Here is a 20014-nt window from a genome sequence, read left to right on the forward strand (position 1 = left end):
GTTGACCAAATTGGATAAAATCTAACGTTTTGTGATGCTATTGCGGTGGCGAACGCTCTTTGCGGTTCACCATGTGGGAGCTGTTCCGACCGCCAGGTATCCGTCCACAGCTGCTTCACAAGTTGCCCTGTTTTCCTGTGGATTAATTGTGGATAAGTTGTGCGTTGTTGCGTTGCAACAGGCGGCCGCGAGTGGTTCCAGGGTGTGCGTCCCGGGCTTTTTGCCTACAATGAAACCCCAACTATCGCAGTTGCCATTGATTGTTGGTTACGGGCGCGTCAACACCTGACGCGCCCTTTTTTATGGTCGCCACAGGTGGCGCCATCCTTGTGTTCCTTGGCGTTTTCTTGATGAACCACATCCGCAATTTTTCGATCATTGCCCACATTGATCATGGCAAGTCCACGCTGGCCGACCGCATCATTTCCCTCTGTGGAGGTTTGTCTGATCGCGAGATGAGTGAACAAGTGCTCGACTCGATGGACATCGAGAAGGAACGCGGCATTACCATCAAGGCACAGACCGCTGCCCTCAAGTACAAGGCGCGTGACGGGCAGGTCTACAACCTCAACTTGATCGACACGCCCGGGCACGTCGACTTTTCATATGAGGTGAGTCGCTCGCTTTCTGCCTGCGAAGGCGCGTTGCTCGTGGTGGATGCAAGCCAAGGCGTGGAGGCTCAGACGGTGGCCAACTGCTACACCGCGCTTGACCTGGGTGTGGAGGTGGTGCCGGTCCTCAACAAGATGGATCTGCCCAATGCCGATCCGGACAACGCCAAGGTCGAGATCGAGGACGTGATCGGTATCGACGCGACCGACGCCATTCCATGTTCGGCCAAGACCGGCATGGGCGTCGAAGACATCCTGGAAGCGGTGGTCGCGCGCATTCCGGCGCCCAAGGGCAATCCGGACGCACCTTTGCGCGCCATGATTGTCGACAGTTGGTTTGACACCTATGTGGGTGTCGTGATGCTGGTGAGGGTGGTGGATGGCCACCTGCGCAAGGGCGAACGCTTCAAGATGATGGCGACCAACACGGTCTACAACGCCGACAACCTGGGGGTCTTCACGCCGGCCAACGAATCGCGCGAATCCTTGGAGGCAGGCGAGGTGGGTTTCATCATCGCGGGCATCAAGGAACTGCAGGCGGCGAAGGTCGGCGACACCATCACGCTGGAAAAGAAACTGCCCAACAACCTTGGCCCAGCTACCGAGGCATTGCCCGGCTTCAAGGAAGTGCAGCCGCAGGTGTTTGCTGGCCTGTACCCGACAGAAGCAAGCGAGTACGACGCCCTGCGCGATGCGCTGGAGAAACTCAAGCTCAACGACGCCGCGCTGCACTACGAACCTGAGGTGTCCCAGGCGCTGGGCTTTGGTTTCCGTTGCGGCTTCCTGGGCTTGCTGCACATGGAGATCGTGCAGGAACGGCTGGAGCGCGAGTTTGACCAAGACCTGATCACCACCGCACCCAGCGTGGTCTACCAGGTGGTCAAACCCGACGGCGAGGTCATCATGGTGGAGAACCCTTCCAAGATGCCCGACCAGGGGCGGTTGGAGGAGATCCGCGAACCCATCGTCACCGTGCACCTCTACATGCCGCAGGAATACGTGGGTGCGGTCATGACGCTGGCCAACCAGAAGCGCGGCATGCAGCTCAACATGGCCTACCACGGCAAGCAGGTCATGCTGACCTACGACATGCCGCTGGGCGAGATCGTGCTTGACTTCTTCGACAAACTCAAATCGGTGAGCCGTGGTTACGCCTCCATGGACTACGAGTTCAAGGAGTACCGCGCGGCCGACGTGGTGAAGGTGGACATCCTGCTCAACGGAGAGAAGGTGGATGCCTTGTCCATCATCGTGCACCGCTCGCAGTCGCAATACCGGGGCCGCGCCGTGGTCGCCAAGATGCGCGAGATCATCAGCCGCCAACAGTTTGACGTGGCCATTCAGGCGGCCATCGGTGGCAACGTGATCGCGCGCGAGACCATCAAGGCGCTGCGCAAAAACGTGCTGGCAAAATGCTACGGTGGTGACATCACCCGCAAACGAAAACTTCTCGAAAAGCAGAAAGCAGGCAAAAAGCGCATGAAACAGATCGGTTCGGTTGAGGTGCCCCAGGAGGCGTTTCTTGCCATTTTGCAGGTGGAAGACTGATGCAATCCACGATGAGCGCAATCACCGCGGTGGTCCTGGCGGCATTCGCCGCATATGCCGCAGCTTTCTTTTTTGGTGTGGTCGAGGGCAACTTTGCGTTGCTGTTGATGGTGGCCACCACTATCACCGGGTTGTATTGGCTGTCCGAGCGGTTGTTCTTCCTGCCGCAGCGCCGTCGCGATGCCCAGCAACTGCTGGCCTCTCAGACCGAACGCTCGGCGGCCCTTGCCCAACAAGGCTTCGCACCAGCCGGTGCTCAGGACATTGCATCTGCACGCCAGAAGCTGCTGATGCAGCCCTGGTGGCTGGACTGGACCGCGGGCTTGTTCCCGGTGATTCTGGCCGTGTTCGTGTTGCGAAGCTTCTTGTTTGAGCCGTTCAAGATTCCTTCTGGGTCCATGATTCCCACCTTGAGGGTGGGCGATCTGATTCTGGTGAACAAGTTTCACTATGGGGTGCGTTTGCCCGTGTTCAACAACAAGGTACTGGCCAACAACGAGCCGCAGCGCGGCGATGTGATGGTGTTTCGCTATCCACCTCAGCCCAGTCTGGACTACATCAAGCGTGTGATCGGTGTGCCGGGCGACGAGGTGGCCTACCTCAACAAGCGCTTGACCATCAACGGGCAGCCGGTGCAGCGCAGCAACCAGCCCGATTTCTTCGATGGTGAGCAGATGCGTTACACCAAGCAGTTTGGGGAGCAGCTGGAAAGCAAGCGCTACAACACCTTGAATGACGACATGCGGTCGTCGTTTGTGTCTCCCATCGCCGACTTCCCATTCAGGGACAACTGCCGCTATCCGGCAGAGGGTGTGGTGTGCAAAGTTCCACAGGGGCACTATTTCATGATGGGCGACAATCGAGACAACTCCCTCGATTCGCGTTTCTGGGGCTTTGTGCCTGAGGCCAATATTGTCGGCAAAGCGTTTTTTGTCTGGATGAACTTTGGCGATCTGGGGCGCATTGGGTCATTTGATTGAGCGTGGCAATTTCTAGAGGATGAAGTCATGAAACTGAAGCAAGAACAACAAGGCCTGACGTTCTTTGGTCTGCTGATCGTGGGCATCTTGCTCGCTTTCGCGGGCGTGACGCTGGCACGGATCGTCCCCACCTACATCGAATACATGGCGGTGCAGAAGGCTGTGCAGAAGGCGTCCAGCGGAACCACAGTGGCCGAAGTGCGAGGTTTGTTCGACAAGGCCGCGCAGATCGACGACATCACGAGCATTTCAGGCAAAGACCTGGAGGTGGGCAAGGATGGCAACCGGGTGGTGGTTTCCTTCAACTACACCCGTGAGATGCCGCTGATGGGGCCTGCTTATCTGGTGATGAAGTACGTGGGTACTTCTGAGTGAAGCAGGTGTCGTTGATGGCACTGCGCGTGCAGTGCAGCAGCCTTTGAACCCGGAGTTGCTCGCGCTGCAAAAGCGCGTGGAGCATGAGTTTGCCAATCCGCGTCTGCTGGAACGCGCGCTGACACACCGCAGTTTTTCTTCCGACCACTATGAGCGCCTGGAGTTTCTGGGTGATTCGGTGCTGAGTCTGGCCGTCTCGGGTCTCCTGTTCGAAAAACTCAGCCAACTCCCCGAAGGTGATCTTTCGCGGGTGCGCGCCAATCTGGTGAAGCAGGACACCCTGTTCCAGATCGCCTCCGGCCTGGGCCTGGCGGGGTGTCTGCGCCTTGGCGATGGAGAGAAGCGCTCGGGCGGTCACAAGCGACCGTCGATTCTGGCCGATGCACTGGAGGCCGTGATCGGCGCTGTGTACCTGGACGCTGGTTTCGATACCGCCAACGCGCTGGTGCGGCGCTTGTACAGTGGCCTCGAGCTCAACGCCCAGATGAGCGCCATGGGCAAAGACCCCAAGACCGAATTGCAGGAGTGGCTGCAAGCGCGCAAAATGAAACTGCCGATCTACCGCGTGGTAGCCACACTCGGTGAAGCACACAAACAGACCTTTGATGTGGAGTGCACAGTGCAGGAGACGGGCCGCAGTGAACGCGGCATCGGTGCCTCGCGCCGGGCCGGTGAGCAAGCTGCCGCTGCAGCCATGCTGCAGCACCTCACAGTGGGTGGCGCCTCTGATGTCCGCGCTTCTCCTTCCGCAGCCTGATGGCTGTCTTCTTCGCTCCCGATTTCCCGACTCCATGTCCCGCTCCAAAAAAACCGTGCCCACCGAAACCCTGCCTGCAGCACCCACCGCCAATGCCGAGCTGGACGCGATGCTGGCGCGCGCGCTGGGCAAAGGCGATGCGGCCCCGGAAGCCAATTCTGACGCGGACGACGTTGTCGAAGATGTCGCGCCTGGGCCCGTCGACCCGACCCAGCAGCGCTGCGGTTTTGTCGCCATCGTCGGCAAGCCCAACGTGGGCAAATCCACCTTGCTCAACGCCTTGGTGGGCCAGAAGATCAGCATCACTTCGCGCAAGGCGCAAACCACACGACACCGCATCACCGGCTACCGCACCGAAGGGGCCAATCAGTTCGTGTTTGTGGACACGCCCGGTTTCCAGACCCGCCATGGCAACGCCCTCAACCGCTCGCTCAACAAGACCGTTCTGGGTGCGGTGAGCGATGTGGATCTGATCCTGTTTGTGGTCGAGGCAGGGCAGTTCAACCAGGCCGATGCGAAGGTGCTGGAGCTGTTGCCGGCGAACGTGCCGGCCGTTCTGCTGGCCAACAAATTTGATCTCGTGCACCGCCGTGGTGACCTGGCGCCCTGGTTGGCGTCCATGCAGGCACGGCACGCGTTCGCCGAGTTCGTGCCGATGTCGGCCAAGAACACACGCGATGTTCAACGCCTGTTTGGCATCTGCGAAAAATACCTGCCGCTGCAGCCCTGGATGCACGACCCGGAAGAACTCACCGATCGCAGCGAGCGCTTCATGGCGAGCGAGATGGTTCGCGAAAAACTCTTCCGGCTGACCGGCGACGAGTTGCCTTACACCTCGACCGTGATCATCGACAAGTTCGAGCAGGAAGGCCAGCTCAAGCGCATCGCCGCCACCATCGTGGTCGAGCGCGATGGCCACAAGGGCATGGTGATCGGCGACAAGGGCGAGAAGCTCAAACGCATCGGCACTGAAGCCCGTCAGGAGCTGGAAAAGCTCTGGGATTGCAAGGTGTTCCTGGAGCTGTGGGTGAAAGTGCGCTCGGGTTGGGCCGATGACGACGCTCGCGTGCGCTCGTTTGGCTACGAATGACGCTCCCCTGAGCGAACCATGGCCACGCGCCGGTTTTCGGAAGAACCCGCTTTCGTCCTGCACCGCTACGACTGGAGCGAGTCCAGCCTGATCCTGGAGGTGTTTGCCCGCCACCACGGCCGCATCGCGCTGGTGGCCAAAGGGGTGAAAAAGCCTACCTCCCAGTTTCGCCCGGTGTTGCTGCCATTGCAGCCGCTGCACCTGAGCTGGGGCGGCGATGCCGAGGTGCGAACGCTCAAGGCTGCGCAATGGCAAGGTGGCCATGTCATGCCCACCGGCGAAGCGCTGCTCTCAGGCAGCTACCTCAACGAGTTGCTCATGCGCCTTCTGGCCCGGGACGACCCGCATGCCAGCCTGTACGACCACTACGCGTTGGCGGTGCAACTGCTGGCCGAGCGGGCCGATGCCCAGCAGCTGATCTTGCGGGCGTTCGAATTGCTGCTTTTGCGCGACATCGGCTTGCTGCCAGATCTGGCGACCGAAGGCAATACGCTGGCCGTCCTGGAGGATGAGGTGCCCTATGTGCTGAACCCCGAAAGCGGCCTGCGTGCGGCCCATGGTGACGACGCACATGTGCTCTCGGGCGAGCAGTGGGTGGCGCTGCAGACGGCCATGGACGAGGCCGATCCCTTCATCGCCACGTTGCGCGCCTGCGCGGGCTGCCAGCAGGCCCTGCAGCCGCAGCTGCGCTTCCTGCTGCACTACCATAGCGGTGTTCGGGTGTTCAAGACCCGCCAGCTGATGCTGGACATGCAGGCCATGAGCCGCCCGCGCGTGACCCCCGAATCCGGCCCAACCAACCCCCAGGCTTTGCCATGACCATGGCCTCTTCCCGATCCCACCGCACCGCGTTGTCGGTCAACCTGAATAAGGTGGCTTTGGTGCGTAACACGCGTCACTTGGGCGTTCCGTCCGTCACGCGGGCGGCCACGCTGTGCCTGCAAGCCGGTGCGCGCGGCATCACCGTGCACCCTCGACCCGACGAGCGCCACATCCGCCGTCACGATGTGTTCGATCTCGCCGAATTGCTGCGGGCCTGGCCCGATCGCGAATACAACATCGAGGGCAACCCGTTTCACAACCTGATGGACGTGGCGCGCGAGGTCAAGGCCCGTGGCCTGCCGCTGCACCAACTGACCTTGGTGCCTGACAGCGAAGGCCAGTTCACCAGCGACCACGGCTGGGCGTTTCCGCAAGATGCCGAGCGCCTGCGTCCGGTGATTGCAGAAGCCCAGGCGTTGGGGGCGCGGGTGAGCCTGTTCATGGATGCCGAAGCGATGCAGATGGCTGGGGCCAAGGCTGTGGGCGCCGACCGCGTCGAGCTCTACACGGAGCCCTATGCCGCCGCCTGGCACACGCCACAGCGTGGTTCGCAACTTGAACGCTTCCGCGCCGCTGCGCAGGCCGCTCTTGATGTGGGCATGGGCGTGAACGCCGGACATGACCTGAATCGCGACAACCTCACCGCGTTCCTGAGCACCGTGCCCGGTGTGAGCGAGGTGTCGATTGGTCATGCGCTGATCGCCGATGCGCTGGAGCTGGGCTATGCCGCCACCATTGCCGACTACAACCGCTGTATTGATGAAGCCCATGTGTAAGCACGCAGGTTTTTCCGCCGGGCCGCCCCAAGGAAAAACGCACCCCCTTGGGGGGCAGCGAGCTACACGCAGTGACGAGCGTAGGGGCCCATGATCTACGGCATCGGTACCGATATCTGTGACGTTCGACGGATCGAAGCGACGTTGCAGCGCCAAGGCGAGCGCTTCGTGCGCAAAGTGTTGACCGATGCCGAATTCGCGGTCTGGCAAACCCGCAGCACCCGCTGGCCCCATCGAGGTCTGCGCTACCTGGCCACCCGCTTTTCGGCCAAGGAGGCGTTCTCCAAGGCCGTTGGGATGGGCATGCGCATGCCCATGACCTGGCGAAGCTGTGAGATCACCAACCTGCCCAGCGGCCAGCCCGTCATCGTGTTGCACGGCGAACTCAAGACTTGGTTCGAGGCGCAAGGCTTGCGCGCCCATGTGACCGTGACCGATGAAACCGACTACGCTGCGAGCTTCGTGGTGGTTGAAAAAAACTGAGCCACCATGTACCCACACGCCCCCCTCATCATCGACGTCGCCGGATACAGCCTCACCACCGCCGAGCGCCAACGCCTGGCGCATCCGATGGTGGGCGGAGTGATCCTGTTTGGTCGCAACTGGCAAGACCGCGGTCAGCTCACCACGCTGTGCCGCCAGATCAAGGCCGTGCGGCCCGACTTGCTGATCTCGGTGGACCACGAAGGCGGGCGCGTGCAGCGCTTTCGCACCGGCGGCTTCACGCATCTGCCACCCATGGCCGCGTTGGGCGCCCTGTGGATGCAGGCGCCTCGAAAGGGTGAGATGGCGGGTGCTCCGGCCCTGCGCGCCACCAACGCTGCGACGGCGGCCGGGTACGTGCTGGGTGCCGAGTTGCGCGCCTGCGGCGTGGACCTGAGCTTCACTCCGGTGCTCGATCTGGACCACGGCGAAAGCTCGGTGATCGGTGACCGCGCCTTTGCGCGCGACCCGCGCGTGGTCACGCTGCTGGCGCAAGCCCTGATGCTGGGTCTGCAGCAAAGCGGCATGGGCAACTGTGGCAAACACTTCCCCGGCCACGGTTTTGTGAAGGCCGATTCGCACCTCGCCATTCCCGTGGACCCACGCAGTCTCAAGGCCATCTTGGCCGAAGACGCAGCGCCCTACGGCTGGCTCTCGAGCAGCCTGCAGGCGGTGATGCCCGCGCATGTGATCTACCCGAAGGTGGACAGCCGGCCTGCGGGCTTTTCATCGCGCTGGCTGCAGGACGTGCTGCGCCGGCAACTCGGTTTCACCGGTGCCACCTTCAGCGACGATCTCAGCATGGAGGCAGCGCGGCACATCGACGGGTGCGACGTGGGTTTTGCCGAGGCCGCGCTCGCGGTGCTGGACGCCGGTGGCGACATGGTGGTGTTGTGCAACCAGAGCGTGGTCGATGGCGGTGCACCGATCGACGAAGCCATCGAGGCCCTGTCCAAAGCCGTCATCGAAGGCCGCTGGCAACCCAATCCCGCCAGCGAAGCGCGTCGCTTGGCACTGCTGCCGCTTGCTGCGGGGATGGACTGGGACACGCTGATGGTCAGCGAGCGCTACATGCAGGCGCTGAACACGTTGCCGTAAGCTGCCAAAGCCAATTCCGCGGTGCGTGCTCGACAAGGCACGCGCTCCGACGGAAGGCGTTCGTTCTCAGCGCTCGACGCCCAGCTTGTCGAGCAGATCCGAGATCAATTCGAGCCGCAGCAGCGGGTTGTCGAGTGTCATCAGTCGGTGTTTGAGCTCGGCCGGCGCGGGCAAGAACTCGGCCCAGCGGTTGGCGACCCAGCCGCTGTCGTCCCATTGGTAGGGCGGTTGCAGGGGCAGCTCGTTCACCCCTTCGGGTTCGCGTTCCTGCAGGTTGTGCAGCAAGCGCTGCAGCGCGTCGCGGGTGCTCGCCAGATCGGGGGGTACTGGCACCACGGCCTCGGGCTCGTCCAGTACCACGTCGCCCACCCACAGGCCGTGCGGCAGCTGGCGGCTGGCCGTCACGTGAAACCGCTGCAGACCCCGGCAATGGATCACCATCAAGCCGGGCTGTGGCCTTTCCAGTTGTTCGATGCGGGCCAGCGTGCCGGCCGGGAAAAAGGCTTCATGGGCGAAACCGTCACCGCCAGGCGGTGCATCGGGGTCGATGCGACGTACCTCGCTGCCTTCGTGCAGGCACACCACACCAAATGGTGCGCCTGCCTTGTGACAGCGGCTGATCATGTCGAGGTAGCGCACTTCGAAGATGCGCAACGGCATCCAGCCGCCAGGAAACAGGACGGTCTGCAGCGGGAACAGGGGCAGCTGGGTCAGCGTCAGTGGTGACGCCGACGGGGACTCGCTCAATCGGCCACCACCGCGTCCGCGCTTTGGCGCTGCAGCATGGCCAGGCAACTGGCGACGGTGGCGCGCAGTTCGCGCCGGTCGCAGATGAAGTCCACCGCGCCCTTGGTGATCAGGAATTCGGACCGTTGGAAACCTTCGGGCAGCTTCACCCGCACGGTGTTTTCGATCACGCGGGGACCGGCGAAACCGATCAGCGCCTTGGGCTCGGCGATCACCACGTCACCCAAAAAGGCGAAGCCGGCACTCACCCCGCCCATGGTGGGGTCGGTGAGCACGCTGATGTAAGGCAGGCCCTTTTTGGCCAGACGGGTGAGCGCTGCATTGGTCTTGGCCATCTGCATGAGCGAGAGCAGACCTTCTTGCATGCGCGCACCACCGGTGGCGGTGAAACAGAGGAAGGGCACCTTTTGCGCGATGGCTTCTTCGACACCGCGCACAAAGCGCTCGCCGACCACCGAGCCCATGGAGCCACCCATGAAGTCGAATTCGAAGCAGGCCACCACCAGGCTCATGCCCTGCACGGCGCCGCCCATGACGATCAGTGCGTCGGTCTCGCCGGTGTTCTCCAGCGCTTCTTTCAGGCGCTCGGGGTACTTGCGACTGTCCTTGAATTTGAGTGCATCGACCGGCAACACTTCCTGCGCCAGCTCGTAACGGCCTTCGGCGTCGAGGAATGCGTTGAGGCGCGCGCGCGCGCCGATGCGATGGTGGTGGCTGCAGTGCGGGCAGACGTTCTGATTTTTTTCCAGATCGGTCTTGTAGAGCACGGCTTCACAGCTCGGACACTTGATCCACAGGCCCTCGGGCACGCTGCGGCGTTCGGTCGGGTCGGTGTGGGTGATCTTGGGAGGGAGCAGTTTTTCGAGCCAGGACATGCGGGTCTCCTAGGAGGGGCCGGGCCTAGGTGGGCCGGCAAAGAAGCTGGATTATGCGTCGAGTGCTTTTCGGATGGTGCGCAGGAAATGCGAGGCGACCGTCACCACTTTTTCATGCGGTTCGTTCTCGATCAGCTGGATGATCTTGCTGCCGATCACCACCGCGTCGGCGGTTCTGCCGATGGCCTTGGCGGTCTCGGCATCGCGGATGCCAAAGCCCACCCCCACCGGCACACTCACGTGTGCGCGGATGCGTGGCAGCATGGCCTCGACCTGGCCCACGTCGAGCGTGCCGGCCCCGGTCACGCCCTTGAGCGACACGTAGTAGACATAGCCGCTGGCCACGCGAGCCACCTGCTGCATGCGCTCGTCGGTCGAGGTGGGTGCCAGCAGGAATATCAGGTCCATGTCGGCGGCGCGCAGCGCGGTGGCAAAGTCCTCGCACTCTTCCGGCGGGTAGTCCACCACCAGCACGCCGTCCACACCCGCCGCCGAGGCGTCGCGAACGAAGCTGCCTGCGCCGTGTTTTTGGTCGTAGCGCTCGATCGGGTTGGCGTACCCCATCAGCACCACCGGCGTGGTGGCGTTGCGCTCGCGGAAGGTCCTCACCATAGCCAGCACCTGCGTCAGACCGATGCCCAGCGCCAGCGCTCGGTCACCGGCTTTCTGGATCACCGGTCCGTCGGCGGAGGGGTCGGAGAACGGCACGCCCAACTCGATCACGTCGGCGCCAGACTCCACCATGCCGTGCATGAGGTCGGGTGTGATGTCAGCGTAAGGGAAACCGGCAGTGACGAAGGGGATCAGGGCCTTGCGACCTTGTGCCTTGAGGTCGATAAAACACTTGTCGATGCGGCTCATTTGGACACCTTCACGATGGCGGTTTCAGTGCCACCTTTGACAGATTGGCCCCGGCAGCTGGGGCGGCAATAAAAATCAGCATTTGACAGATCGGCCACGGTGCCAATGTCCTTGTCGCCCCGGCCAGAGAGATTGACCAGGATGGACTGGTCCGTGCGCATGGTCTTGGCCAGTTTCATGGCGTAGGCCACCGCGTGGCTCGACTCAAGCGCGGGGATGATGCCCTCGGTGCGGCACAGGTAGTGGAAGGCTTCGAGCGCTTCCTGGTCGGTGATACCGACGTATTCGGCGCGACCGATGTCCTTCAGGAACGCATGCTCTGGCCCGACACCGGGATAGTCGAGGCCCGCGCTGACACTGTGGGTTTCGGTGACCTGGCCGTTGTCGTCCTGCAGCACGTAGGTGCGGTTGCCGTGCAGCACACCTGGGCTGCCCTTTTGCAGCGATGCCGAATGTTTGCCGCTCTCCAGTCCTTCGCCCGCCGCTTCCACGCCGATCAGGCGCGTGGCGGCGTGGTCGATGTAGGGGTAAAAGATGCCCATGGCGTTGCTGCCACCGCCCACGCAGGCGACGACCGCATCCGGCTGTTCGCCAGTGCAGCCAGCGGTCTTGAGCATCTCCGGCATTTGCACCAGACACTCTTCGCCGATCACGCTCTGGAAGTCGCGCACCATCATCGGGTAGGGGTGCGGGCCGGCCACGGTGCCGATGATGTAGAAGGTGTTGTCCACGTTGGCGACCCAGTCGCGCATGGCTTCGTTGAGGGCGTCCTTCAGTGTCCTGCTGCCGCTTTCCACCGGCACCACGGTGGCGCCCAGCAGCTTCATGCGATAGACGTTGGGGCTCTGGCGCTTCACGTCTTCGCTGCCCATGTAGACCACGCACTCCAAGCCGTAGCGGGCGCAGATGGTGGCCGTGGCCACACCGTGTTGTCCAGCGCCGGTCTCGGCGATCACCCGAGGTTTGCCCATGCGCTTGGCGAGCATGGCCTGGCCGATGGTGTTGTTGACCTTGTGGGCGCCGGTGTGGTTCAGGTCTTCCCGTTTCAGGAAGATCTGTGCACCGCCTTGCTCGCGGCTCATGCGCGCGGCGTGGTAGACGGGCGAGGGGCGGCCCACGAAGTGCGCGAGTTCGCTCTGGAATTCAGCGAGAAACTCGGGGTCGTGCTGGTATTTGGCGTACGCGGCTTTGAGCTCGTTGATGGCGTGCGTCAGCGTTTCGCTCACGAAGCTGCCACCGTAGATGCCGAAGTGGCCGCGGGCGTCGGGTTGCTGGTAGGTGTCCATGGGGGGTCTCGGTTCAATGGCCCGAGCGACCCAGAAACGGGTTCAGCTCGGACGGAATAAGAGGTTGTCGGCCGCGCGCACGGCGGCGACGAATGCGTGAATCTTGTCGGCGTCCTTGATGCCTTTCGACACCTCGACGCCGGAACTCACGTCAACGGCCCAGGGCCGTACGCGGCAGATGCCATCGGTCACGTTTGCAGGCGTGAGTCCACCAGACAAAACGAGGCGAGAGCTGGCGTTTAGAAGCGGATGTGACCAAGGGAAGGCGTTCCAGTCGAATGATTGACCTCCGCCTCCAAAACCCTCGACATGGGCGTCGAGCAACACGGCTTGGGCGGTGGCAAAGTCCTGCGCGTATTTTAGGAGATCAAAGCCCGTCCCGGCGGCGCCGGTGGGAATGCGGGCGGCGCGGAGAAACGGGCGGCCAGCGGCCACACAGTCGGCAGGCGTCTCGTCGCCGTGGAACTGCAGCAGGGCGTTGGGCACGGCTTGCATGCCGTGTGCGATGAATTCCGGGCTCGCGTTCACGAACAACAGCACCGGCGTGACGAAAGCCGGCAGGCGGCGCGCCAGTTCGCCCGCCCGCTCTGGCGGCACAAAGCGCGGACTGTGCGGGTACAAAACGAAGCCGACGGCGTCAGCCCCGGCCTGCACCGCAGCGTCTACATCTGTCTCGCGGGTCAGTCCACAAATCTTGATGCGTGTTCGAAAGGGTTTCATCAACAGAAGCGACTCGTTCAAGGAGACTGCGGAAGTGGCTCTGCCGGGCCGTCAGTCTCGCCCCCTGAGGGTAGCGCCGCGGGGGTGTGTTTAAGGCAACCAGTCGAAGGCCGGGGTGCGGGTGGGCAGGCCAAAAGCTTCATCGTAGACCGGTCCCAGAAAGTACAGGCCATCGGGTGAAAATGTGGGTGCAGCGGCATCGCGGTCTTTGGCCGCCAGCACCTCGGTCATCCAGGTCGCGGGGTACTTTCCGCTGCCGATGGCGACCAGGCAGCCCATGATGTTGCGGATCATGTGGTGCAGAAAGGCCGAGGCTTCGAACTCGAAACGCCAATAGGCACCACGCCGGGAAATGTCGACGCGTGACATGCGTTTGACGGGGCTGTGGGCCTGACAGGAAGAAGCCCGGAACGAAGTGAAATCGTGTTCGCCTTGCAGCACCTGAGCAGCCTGTTGCATGGCATCCTGATTCAGCGGGCGAAACACCCAGCCCACACGGCCGGCATCAACACTGGGTCGCACCGGTGACTCCAGCAGCACGTAGGCGTAACGTCTGGACCGGGCACTGGCCCGCGCGTGGAAACTTGCCGGTACCTGTCGTGCCCATTGCACCGAAATGTCAGGGGGCAGAAACCGGTTGGTGCCACGGACCCAGGCGTTGTCCGGGCGCTCAATCAGGCTGTCGAAATGCACGACCTGCATCAGGCCATGAACGCCCGAATCGGTCCGACCCGCGCACAGCGTTTGAACCGGGCCCTGCGCCGTGAACTGAGCAAGCGCCTGCTCCAGCCTGTCTTGCACAGTCAGGCCGCTGAGCTGGCTTTGCCAGCCTTCATAGGCGCCACCGTGGTAGCTCACGCCCAAGGCGACGCGACGAGCGCCCGACGGGCTGGTGATCTGCGACGATGACAAGTGCTGTTGCCTGCGGCCCGGAGGGCAGATCAGGCCAAATCCGCCAGAAAAGATTTGGCCTTGGTCTTGAGGGTGCCGGAGGCATCCGCCAACACCTCTTCGGCCAGCGATCGTGCCCCTTCCAAGTCCCCAATGGCTCGGAATTCTTCGGCCAGGGACAGTTTGGTCTCGAGCGGGCTTTCAGCGTCAAGCTCATTACCTGACGTGCCAGCATAGGGAGATTTCGAGTTCAGATCCAGACTCAGCTCGTTCAGGTCAAACGACATCAGTTCAGGAGCGCTTGTTCCAGTCGTGTTCGTCGGTGAGGTCGACTCAACGGGCGCATCAAAGCCAAACTCTGGCAACACCTCGCTATCATCAAAAGTGGACTGCCCGCCCGCCGCTGGTGCGATGGTGGGCGCTGTCAGTGGGATGGGTTCAGAAGGAAAGTCCAAGTCAAAGTCCATGGACCTGGAATTGGGCGAGTTTGTCGGTGCTGGAGATGATGTGAGTGCATCTGTCTGGGAGAGGTCGTCCATGCCCGACATCTGGGCATCCCGTCCATTGGGCGTGGCAGACAGAGGCGCCGGTCTGGATGCTTCCTCCAGCGTGATGTCCAGATCCAGATCCAGATCACCCTCGGTGTCACCGGGTCTCGTGTTCTGTGACAGCGTGCTGATTCCAAATGGAACCGTGTTGGCGGCTCCCATCGGCACAGCGGCTCCGGGCTTGATGGCTGGACTACCGCCAGGCTGATACAGGCTGTTGGAGGGGTCAAGCGCTTTCCCCAGCTCGCAGGCGTGTTCCCATTCGGTGCCTTGACCTTGGGTCAGTCCATATGCTTCGGTTGCAACGACTTCGAAAGCCTTTGCATCACGGCGTTTGGCGTAGATCTCAAGCAGCTTGTTGTGGATGGCCACTCGCGTGGGCGTGCTGCGCATCGCTTCCTTGAGGATCTCTTCGGCTTGAAGATCCCGACCATACGCGAGGTAGACATCGGCTTCAGCCACCGGGTCCACATCACCTGCTGCATCAAGCTGGCTGGGCGAATACACCATGGACGAACCAGAGGCTGTGGCCTCGTTGGTGTCGATGCGCTGACCCCCACTGGATCCGAAAAACGAGTCGGGCTGCAAGCGGCTTTCGAGGAACGAACTGTCTACGCCCGCCCCCTTCTTTTTCTGGCGCATGCGGTAGAACGCCAACCCACCGAGCAAAGCCAGGAGCGCAACGGCGCCCGGCAACACCATGGAGTTGCTCAGCAACTGGTCAAGCAAGGAAGGCTCAGTGGCTGGAATGGGCGCCGCCACCGGTGGTTTGGGAGCTGTAGCGGGAGGTGGTACTGGAGCTGGAGTTGGTTCGACTGCAGGCGCAGGTGCAGGAGGTTCCACCGCTGCCGCAGGCGCTGGGGTCGTTGCTGGAGCAGGTGTGGCGACCACCGCGGGTGCTTGAGGTGTCGGGCTCGCGGGTGCAGCGGCTTTTGCTGTGGCACTGTCTGCAGCGCCTGCCGGGGCAGCAGGACCTAACTTGGCAAGGTCGTCGATGTTGCGCGAGAGTTCGGCCACTCGGGTGGACGCCTCTTTCGCTTGTCGTTCCTTGGCGATCTGGTCTTCTTTGGCTCCCTGACCGGCCACGGCGCCCTTCGACAGGGTGAGCTTGTCCTGGGTCGAGGGCGCAGGCTTCTTGTCTTCAACTTCGGCTTGGACACGGCCGGAGGCCTGACGGTCGGCGGCAGCCACAGCGGCTGCTGGCACAGCACCAGCAAGGCGGCGGCGGAATTCGTTGAAATCGCGGCTTTGAGCCGACACAATGCGACGCGCTTCCGTGGTCGATACCTCGCTGGCAGCGCTCTCGGCAGGCAGATCCAGGATCGCGCCCGCCTTGATGCGGTTGATGTTGCCGCCAATGAAGGCATTGGGGTTGGCGCGCAGCATGGCCACCAGCATCTGATCCAGCGATGCATTGGCCGGGCGGTTCGCTGCGGCAATGCGACCAGCGGTATCTCCGGCCTCGATGCGCACCTGCTTGGGCGAGTTGTCGTTTGACGTATCGGGCGAGGGGCTTGCGGCAGGCTTGTCTTGCGTGGGGCGTGTCGCTTTAGGTGCTGCAGCACGGGCTGCCGGTGCCCCAGGCGCGGTGACTGTGGCGGTTGCAGGCGCGGGCGGCTTTGCTGCCGCTGCTGTCGCTGGCTGTGCGGCCACTCCCGCAGCGAGTGGAGCGGGAACACTCTGCTGCAATTTGGGTGGGTCCAACAGCAATGTGTAGTCACGGATCATCCTGCCAGAAGCCCAGTTGGCTTCCAACACCATGTCAACGAAGGGTTCGTTGACCGGCCGTGATCCCATCAGGCTTAAGAAGGAGCGGCCGTCAGCACGCTTTTGCAGATTGACCTGGATACCGTTGAGTGCTGCGTTGTAGTCCATGCCGGCAGCACGGAAGGCATCAATGGATCCGAGGTTGACGCGCAGGCTGGACGCTTCTTCCGGTGTGATTTCGAGGATTTCGACCTCGGCACGTAGGGGTTCACCCAAGGCGGACTGTATGGCGATGCGACCCAGCGCCAAAGCCTCTGCTTCGCCATGATGCAAGAAGCTGGCACACAGCAGGGCCGCAGCTGCAACCGTGTGCAACCTCGCTGATCCTCGTGGACCGGAGGCTCCGGGAGCGATCACCGTCCTGAAAATGGGAGTTTGGCGGGTGTGATAGGGCACATGTACCTCAACGTAAAAAACCTAGAATGACCATAACATCAACGCATTACGGTGACAAGCTGAGAATCCGCTTGAGTTTCAAGGCCCGCCTCTGGTCGGCGTGCCTGACGCTTTGTCGTTGCGGCTTCACAACGACAAAGCCGGCCTCAAGGCCGGCTTTGTCGGCAAATCAAACCTAAGTACTATCAAGCGCTCAGCAGGATGCGCAACATGCGCCGCAGCGGCTCAGCAGCACCCCACAGCAACTGGTCGCCGATGGTGAAGGCACCCACGTACTCCGGACCCATAGCCAGCTTTCGGATGCGGCCGACCGGGATCGACATGGTGCCAGTCACGGCCACAGGTGTCAGCTCCTTGATGGTCGCTTCGCGCGTGTTCGGCACCACTTTCGCCCAAGGGTTGTCGGCCGCGATCATGGCTTCGATGTCCGTCACAGGCACGTCCTTCTTCAGCTTGAAGGTCAGCGCCTGGCTGTGGCAGCGCATAGCGCCCACGCGCACGCAGAAGCCGTCCACGGGGATAGCGGTCGATCCGAAGCCTTCGCCCAGGCCCAAGATTTTGTTGGTCTCGGCCATGCCCTTCCACTCTTCCTTCGACATCCCGTTGCCCAGGTCCTTGTCGATCCAGGGGATCAGCGAGCCGCCCAGTGGCACGCCGAAGTTGGCCGTCTCGGCGCCGGTCAGTGCGCGTTGCTTGGCGATCACCTTGCGGTCGATTTCCAAGATGGCACTCTTGGGGTCGTCCAGCAAGGCCTTCACTTCAGCGTTCAGCGTGCCGTACTGCGTGAGCAGTTCGCGCATGTGCTGGGCGCCGCCGCCCGACGCTGCCTGGTAGGTCTGGGTGCTCATCCACTCGACCAGACCGGCCTTGTAGAGTGCGCCCACACCCATGAGCATGCAGCTGACGGTGCAGTTGCCGCCGACCCAGTTCTTGCCGCCCTTGGCGAGGGCGTCCTTGATCACCGGCATGTTGACCGGGTCGAGGATGATGACCGCGTCTTTTTCCATGCGCAGCGTGGAGGCGGCGTCGATCCAGTGGCCGTTCCAGCCTGCGGTGCGCAGCTTGGGGAACACCTCGGACGTGTAGTCGCCGCCCTGGGCGGTGATGATAATGTCGCAGCGCTTAAGCGCGGCGATGTCGTGCGCGTCTTGCAGCGTGGTTTCGTTCTTTGCCATCGCGGGGGCTTTGCCGCCGGCGTTGGAAGTGGAGAAGAACAGGGGCTCAATCAGGTCGAAGTCTTTTTCTTCGACCATGCGATCCATCAACACCGAGCCGACCATGCCGCGCCAGCCGACCAAACCAACCAACTTGCTCATTTCAAACGCCCTTTCAAGTAGATAAACAGGTCCAGACCAGACCGACTTGCCCGGCTCGTCTGGCCGGGGAGGGCGCACGACGAACCAGGCTGGATCAGCCCTTAATGGTCGTGGTTTTGATGGTGATTGCGCACGCAGTCACACCGGCCATGGCGGCGGATGCGTTGTTCAGAGCGAACGGGCTGGTGGCAAACATAGCCGGCGATTGTAGCGGAGCATGGCTTGATGTCAGCTGACATCGTGACCCAGAAGACAAAAATGCAAAAATGCAAAAGGGCAGCCGAGGCTGCCCTTTGTTGGTGAGAGTGGGCGGGATCAGTCCAGAGCCTTGACCACGGCGTCGCCCATCTGTGCAGTGCCGACCTTGGTTGTGCCTTCGCTCCAGATGTCGGGCGTGCGCAGTCCCTGCGCGAGCACGTTCTGCACGGCGGCTTCGATGCGTTGAGCGGCCGCTTCCTGGTTCAAGCTGAAGCGCAGCATCATGGCCGCGCTCAGGATCGTGGCCAGCGGGTTGGCCACGCCCTTGCCGGCGATGTCGGGCGCGCTGCCGTGGCTGGGCTCGTACAGGCCCTGGTTTTTCGAGTTGAGCGAGGCCGAGGGCAGCATGCCGATGGAGCCGGTGAGCATGGAGGCTTCATCACTCAGGATATCGCCGAACATGTTGCCCGTGACGACCACGTCAAACGCCTTGGGCGCCTTGACAAGTTGCATCGCTGCGTTGTCCACATACATATGCTGCAATTCCACGTCCGGGTACTGGGCGTGCACCTCGGTCACCACATCTTTCCAGAACTGGAAGGTTTCCAGCACGTTGGCCTTGTCCACGCTGGTGACCTTCTTGTTGCGCTTGCGCGCGGCCTGGAAGGCCACGTGGGCGATGCGCTCGATTTCGGGCTTGCTGTAGCGCATGGTGTCGTACGCTTCTTCGGCACCGGGGAAGTGGCCATCGGTGGCCACGCGGCGGCCACGCGGTTGGCCGAAGTAGATGTCTCCGGTCAGCTCTCGAATGATGAGGATGTCCAGGCCGGCGATCAGTTCGGGCTTGAGGCTGGAAGCGCCGACCAGCTGTTCGTAGCAGATGGCGGGGCGGAAGTTGGCGAACAGGCCCAGGTTCTTGCGCAGGCCCAGGATGGCCTGCTCGGGGCGCAGCGGCCGGTCGAGCTTGTCGTACTTCCAATCGCCGACGGCGCCGAACAGGATGGCGTCTGAAGCCTTGGCCAGGTTGAGTGTGGACTCGGGCAGCGGGTGGCCATGGGCTTCGTACGCCGCGCCGCCGACCAAGGCGGATTCCATCTCGAACTTGAGGTCGAGTGCCTTGAGCACCTTGACCGCTTCGGCGACGATTTCGGTGCCGATGCCGTCACCGGGGAGAACTGCGATTTTCATGTTGAAGTGTTTCGTTGAAGTGAATTACATCGTGTGGGCGAGCCACGGCTTCGTGGCGAGACGCTCTGCCTCGAAGGCCAGGATCTTGTCCTTGTGGCGCAACGTCAGACCGATGTCGTCCAGCCCGTTGATCAGGCAGTATTTGCGGAAGGCGTTGACCTCGAAGGGGATTTCTTCACCCTGTGCTTTGACGATCACCTGGCGCTCCAGGTCGATGGTGAGTTGGTAGCCCGGGAAGGCGTGCACCTCGTTGAACAGCTGGTCCACCTGCGCTTCGCTCAACACGATCGGCAGCAGGCCGTTCTTGAAGCAGTTGTTGAAGAAGATATCGGCGTAGCTGGGCGCGATGATGGCGCGAAAACCGTATTGATCAATGGCCCAGGGAGCGTGTTCGCGGCTGGAGCCGCAGCCGAAGTTGCGGCGCGTGATCAGCACCGATGCGCCTTGGTAGCGCGGCTGGTTGAGCACGAAGTCGGGGTTGGGCTTGCGGCTGGTCGGGTTCTGCCCGGGTTCGCCTTTGTCGAGATAGCGCCACTCGTCGAACAGGTTGGGACCAAAGCCCGTCTTGCGGATCGACTTGAGGAACTGCTTGGGGATGATCGCGTCGGTGTCGACGTTTTCGCGGTCCATGGGCGCCACGAGGCCTTGGTGAACGGTGAATTTCTGCATGATGTTTTTCCC

19 protein-coding genes are annotated in these 20014 nt (G+C 62.2%); 9 read left to right on the plus strand and 10 right to left on the minus strand.

The features are described from left to right. Positions 1-350: 350 nt before the first annotated feature. The 9 genes from lepA (at position 351) to nagZ (ending at position 8540) form a co-directional block, all read left to right on the plus strand. Positions 351-2159: a translation elongation factor 4 gene (lepA, locus tag B0E41_RS14335; protein ID WP_077331861.1), complete on the plus strand. Its 1809-nt coding sequence runs from the start codon at positions 351-353 to the stop codon at positions 2157-2159. An 11-nt stretch (positions 2160-2170) separates the two neighbouring features. Continuing rightward, positions 2171-3139, plus strand: a complete 969-nt coding sequence (gene lepB, locus B0E41_RS14340; protein WP_077331862.1) for a signal peptidase I — start codon at positions 2171-2173, stop codon at positions 3137-3139. 27 nt (positions 3140-3166) lie between these two features. Further along, the gene (locus B0E41_RS14345) at positions 3167-3514 is read left to right on the plus strand and encodes a DUF4845 domain-containing protein (RefSeq protein ID WP_077331832.1); all 348 of its coding nucleotides are present in this window, start codon (positions 3167-3169) and stop codon (positions 3512-3514) included. Positions 3515-3557: 43 nt separating this feature from the next. Continuing rightward, positions 3558-4271 (plus strand): ribonuclease III, encoded by a 714-nt coding sequence (gene rnc / locus B0E41_RS14350; RefSeq protein ID WP_077331833.1) that lies wholly within the window; start codon positions 3558-3560, stop codon positions 4269-4271. A gap of 34 nt (positions 4272-4305) precedes the next feature. Beyond that, positions 4306-5361 (plus strand): GTPase Era, encoded by a 1056-nt coding sequence (era, locus tag B0E41_RS14355; RefSeq protein ID WP_077331834.1) that lies wholly within the window; start codon positions 4306-4308, stop codon positions 5359-5361. 18 nt (positions 5362-5379) lie between these two features. Continuing rightward, a complete protein-coding gene (gene recO / locus B0E41_RS14360; protein ID WP_077331835.1) occupies positions 5380-6180 on the plus strand; it encodes a DNA repair protein RecO in 801 nt (266 codons plus the stop codon). 2 nt (positions 6181-6182) lie between these two features. After that, positions 6183-6959 (plus strand): pyridoxine 5'-phosphate synthase, encoded by a 777-nt coding sequence (locus B0E41_RS14365; protein ID WP_143433841.1) that lies wholly within the window; start codon positions 6183-6185, stop codon positions 6957-6959. A gap of 90 nt (positions 6960-7049) precedes the next feature. After that, positions 7050-7442: a holo-ACP synthase gene (gene acpS, locus B0E41_RS14370; protein ID WP_077331837.1), complete on the plus strand. Its 393-nt coding sequence runs from the start codon at positions 7050-7052 to the stop codon at positions 7440-7442. Positions 7443-7448: 6 nt separating this feature from the next. Next, positions 7449-8540: a beta-N-acetylhexosaminidase gene (gene nagZ / locus B0E41_RS14375; protein ID WP_077331838.1), complete on the plus strand. Its 1092-nt coding sequence runs from the start codon at positions 7449-7451 to the stop codon at positions 8538-8540. Positions 8541-8606: 66 nt separating this feature from the next. Here the strand turns inward: nagZ and B0E41_RS14380 are convergent, their stop codons facing one another. The 10 genes from B0E41_RS14380 to leuD form a co-directional block, all read right to left on the minus strand. Continuing rightward, entirely contained in the window at positions 8607-9287 is a 681-nt protein-coding gene (locus B0E41_RS14380) for an LON peptidase substrate-binding domain-containing protein (protein WP_077331839.1), read from the minus strand. Then, on the minus strand, positions 9284-10162 hold the full coding sequence (gene accD / locus B0E41_RS14385) for an acetyl-CoA carboxylase, carboxyltransferase subunit beta (protein ID WP_077331840.1): 879 nt from the start codon (positions 10160-10162) through the stop codon (positions 9284-9286). Before accD ends, B0E41_RS14380 begins: the two co-directional genes overlap by 4 nt. 51 nt (positions 10163-10213) lie before the next feature. Then, entirely contained in the window at positions 10214-11023 is an 810-nt protein-coding gene (trpA, locus tag B0E41_RS14390; RefSeq protein WP_077331841.1) for a tryptophan synthase subunit alpha, read from the minus strand. Next, positions 11020-12309: a tryptophan synthase subunit beta gene (gene trpB, locus B0E41_RS14395; protein WP_077331842.1), complete on the minus strand. Its 1290-nt coding sequence runs from the start codon at positions 12307-12309 to the stop codon at positions 11020-11022. Before trpB ends, trpA begins: the two co-directional genes overlap by 4 nt. 42 nt (positions 12310-12351) lie before the next feature. Next, entirely contained in the window at positions 12352-13029 is a 678-nt protein-coding gene (locus B0E41_RS14400) for a phosphoribosylanthranilate isomerase (RefSeq protein WP_077331843.1), read from the minus strand. Positions 13030-13119: 90 nt separating this feature from the next. Further along, on the minus strand, positions 13120-13941 hold the full coding sequence (gene truA / locus B0E41_RS14405; RefSeq protein WP_253194857.1) for a tRNA pseudouridine(38-40) synthase TruA: 822 nt from the start codon (positions 13939-13941) through the stop codon (positions 13120-13122). A 29-nt stretch (positions 13942-13970) separates the two neighbouring features. After that, positions 13971-16550 carry a FimV/HubP family polar landmark protein gene (locus B0E41_RS14410; protein ID WP_253194859.1) on the minus strand — a complete coding sequence of 860 codons (2580 nt, stop codon included), beginning with the start codon at positions 16548-16550 and terminating at the stop codon, positions 13971-13973. Positions 16551-16816: 266 nt separating this feature from the next. Then, positions 16817-17947, minus strand: a complete 1131-nt coding sequence (gene asd, locus B0E41_RS14415; protein ID WP_077331844.1) for an aspartate-semialdehyde dehydrogenase — start codon at positions 17945-17947, stop codon at positions 16817-16819. Between the two features lie 315 nt (positions 17948-18262). Further along, entirely contained in the window at positions 18263-19333 is a 1071-nt protein-coding gene (gene leuB / locus B0E41_RS14420) for a 3-isopropylmalate dehydrogenase (RefSeq protein ID WP_077331845.1), read from the minus strand. Positions 19334-19357: 24 nt separating this feature from the next. Next, a complete protein-coding gene (gene leuD, locus B0E41_RS14425; protein ID WP_077331846.1) occupies positions 19358-20002 on the minus strand; it encodes a 3-isopropylmalate dehydratase small subunit in 645 nt (214 codons plus the stop codon). Between the last annotated feature and the right edge of the window lie 12 nt (positions 20003-20014).

The sequence above is a fragment of the Hydrogenophaga sp. A37 genome (assembly GCF_002001205.1).
Taxonomy (GTDB): Bacteria; Pseudomonadota; Gammaproteobacteria; order Burkholderiales; family Burkholderiaceae_C; genus Hydrogenophaga.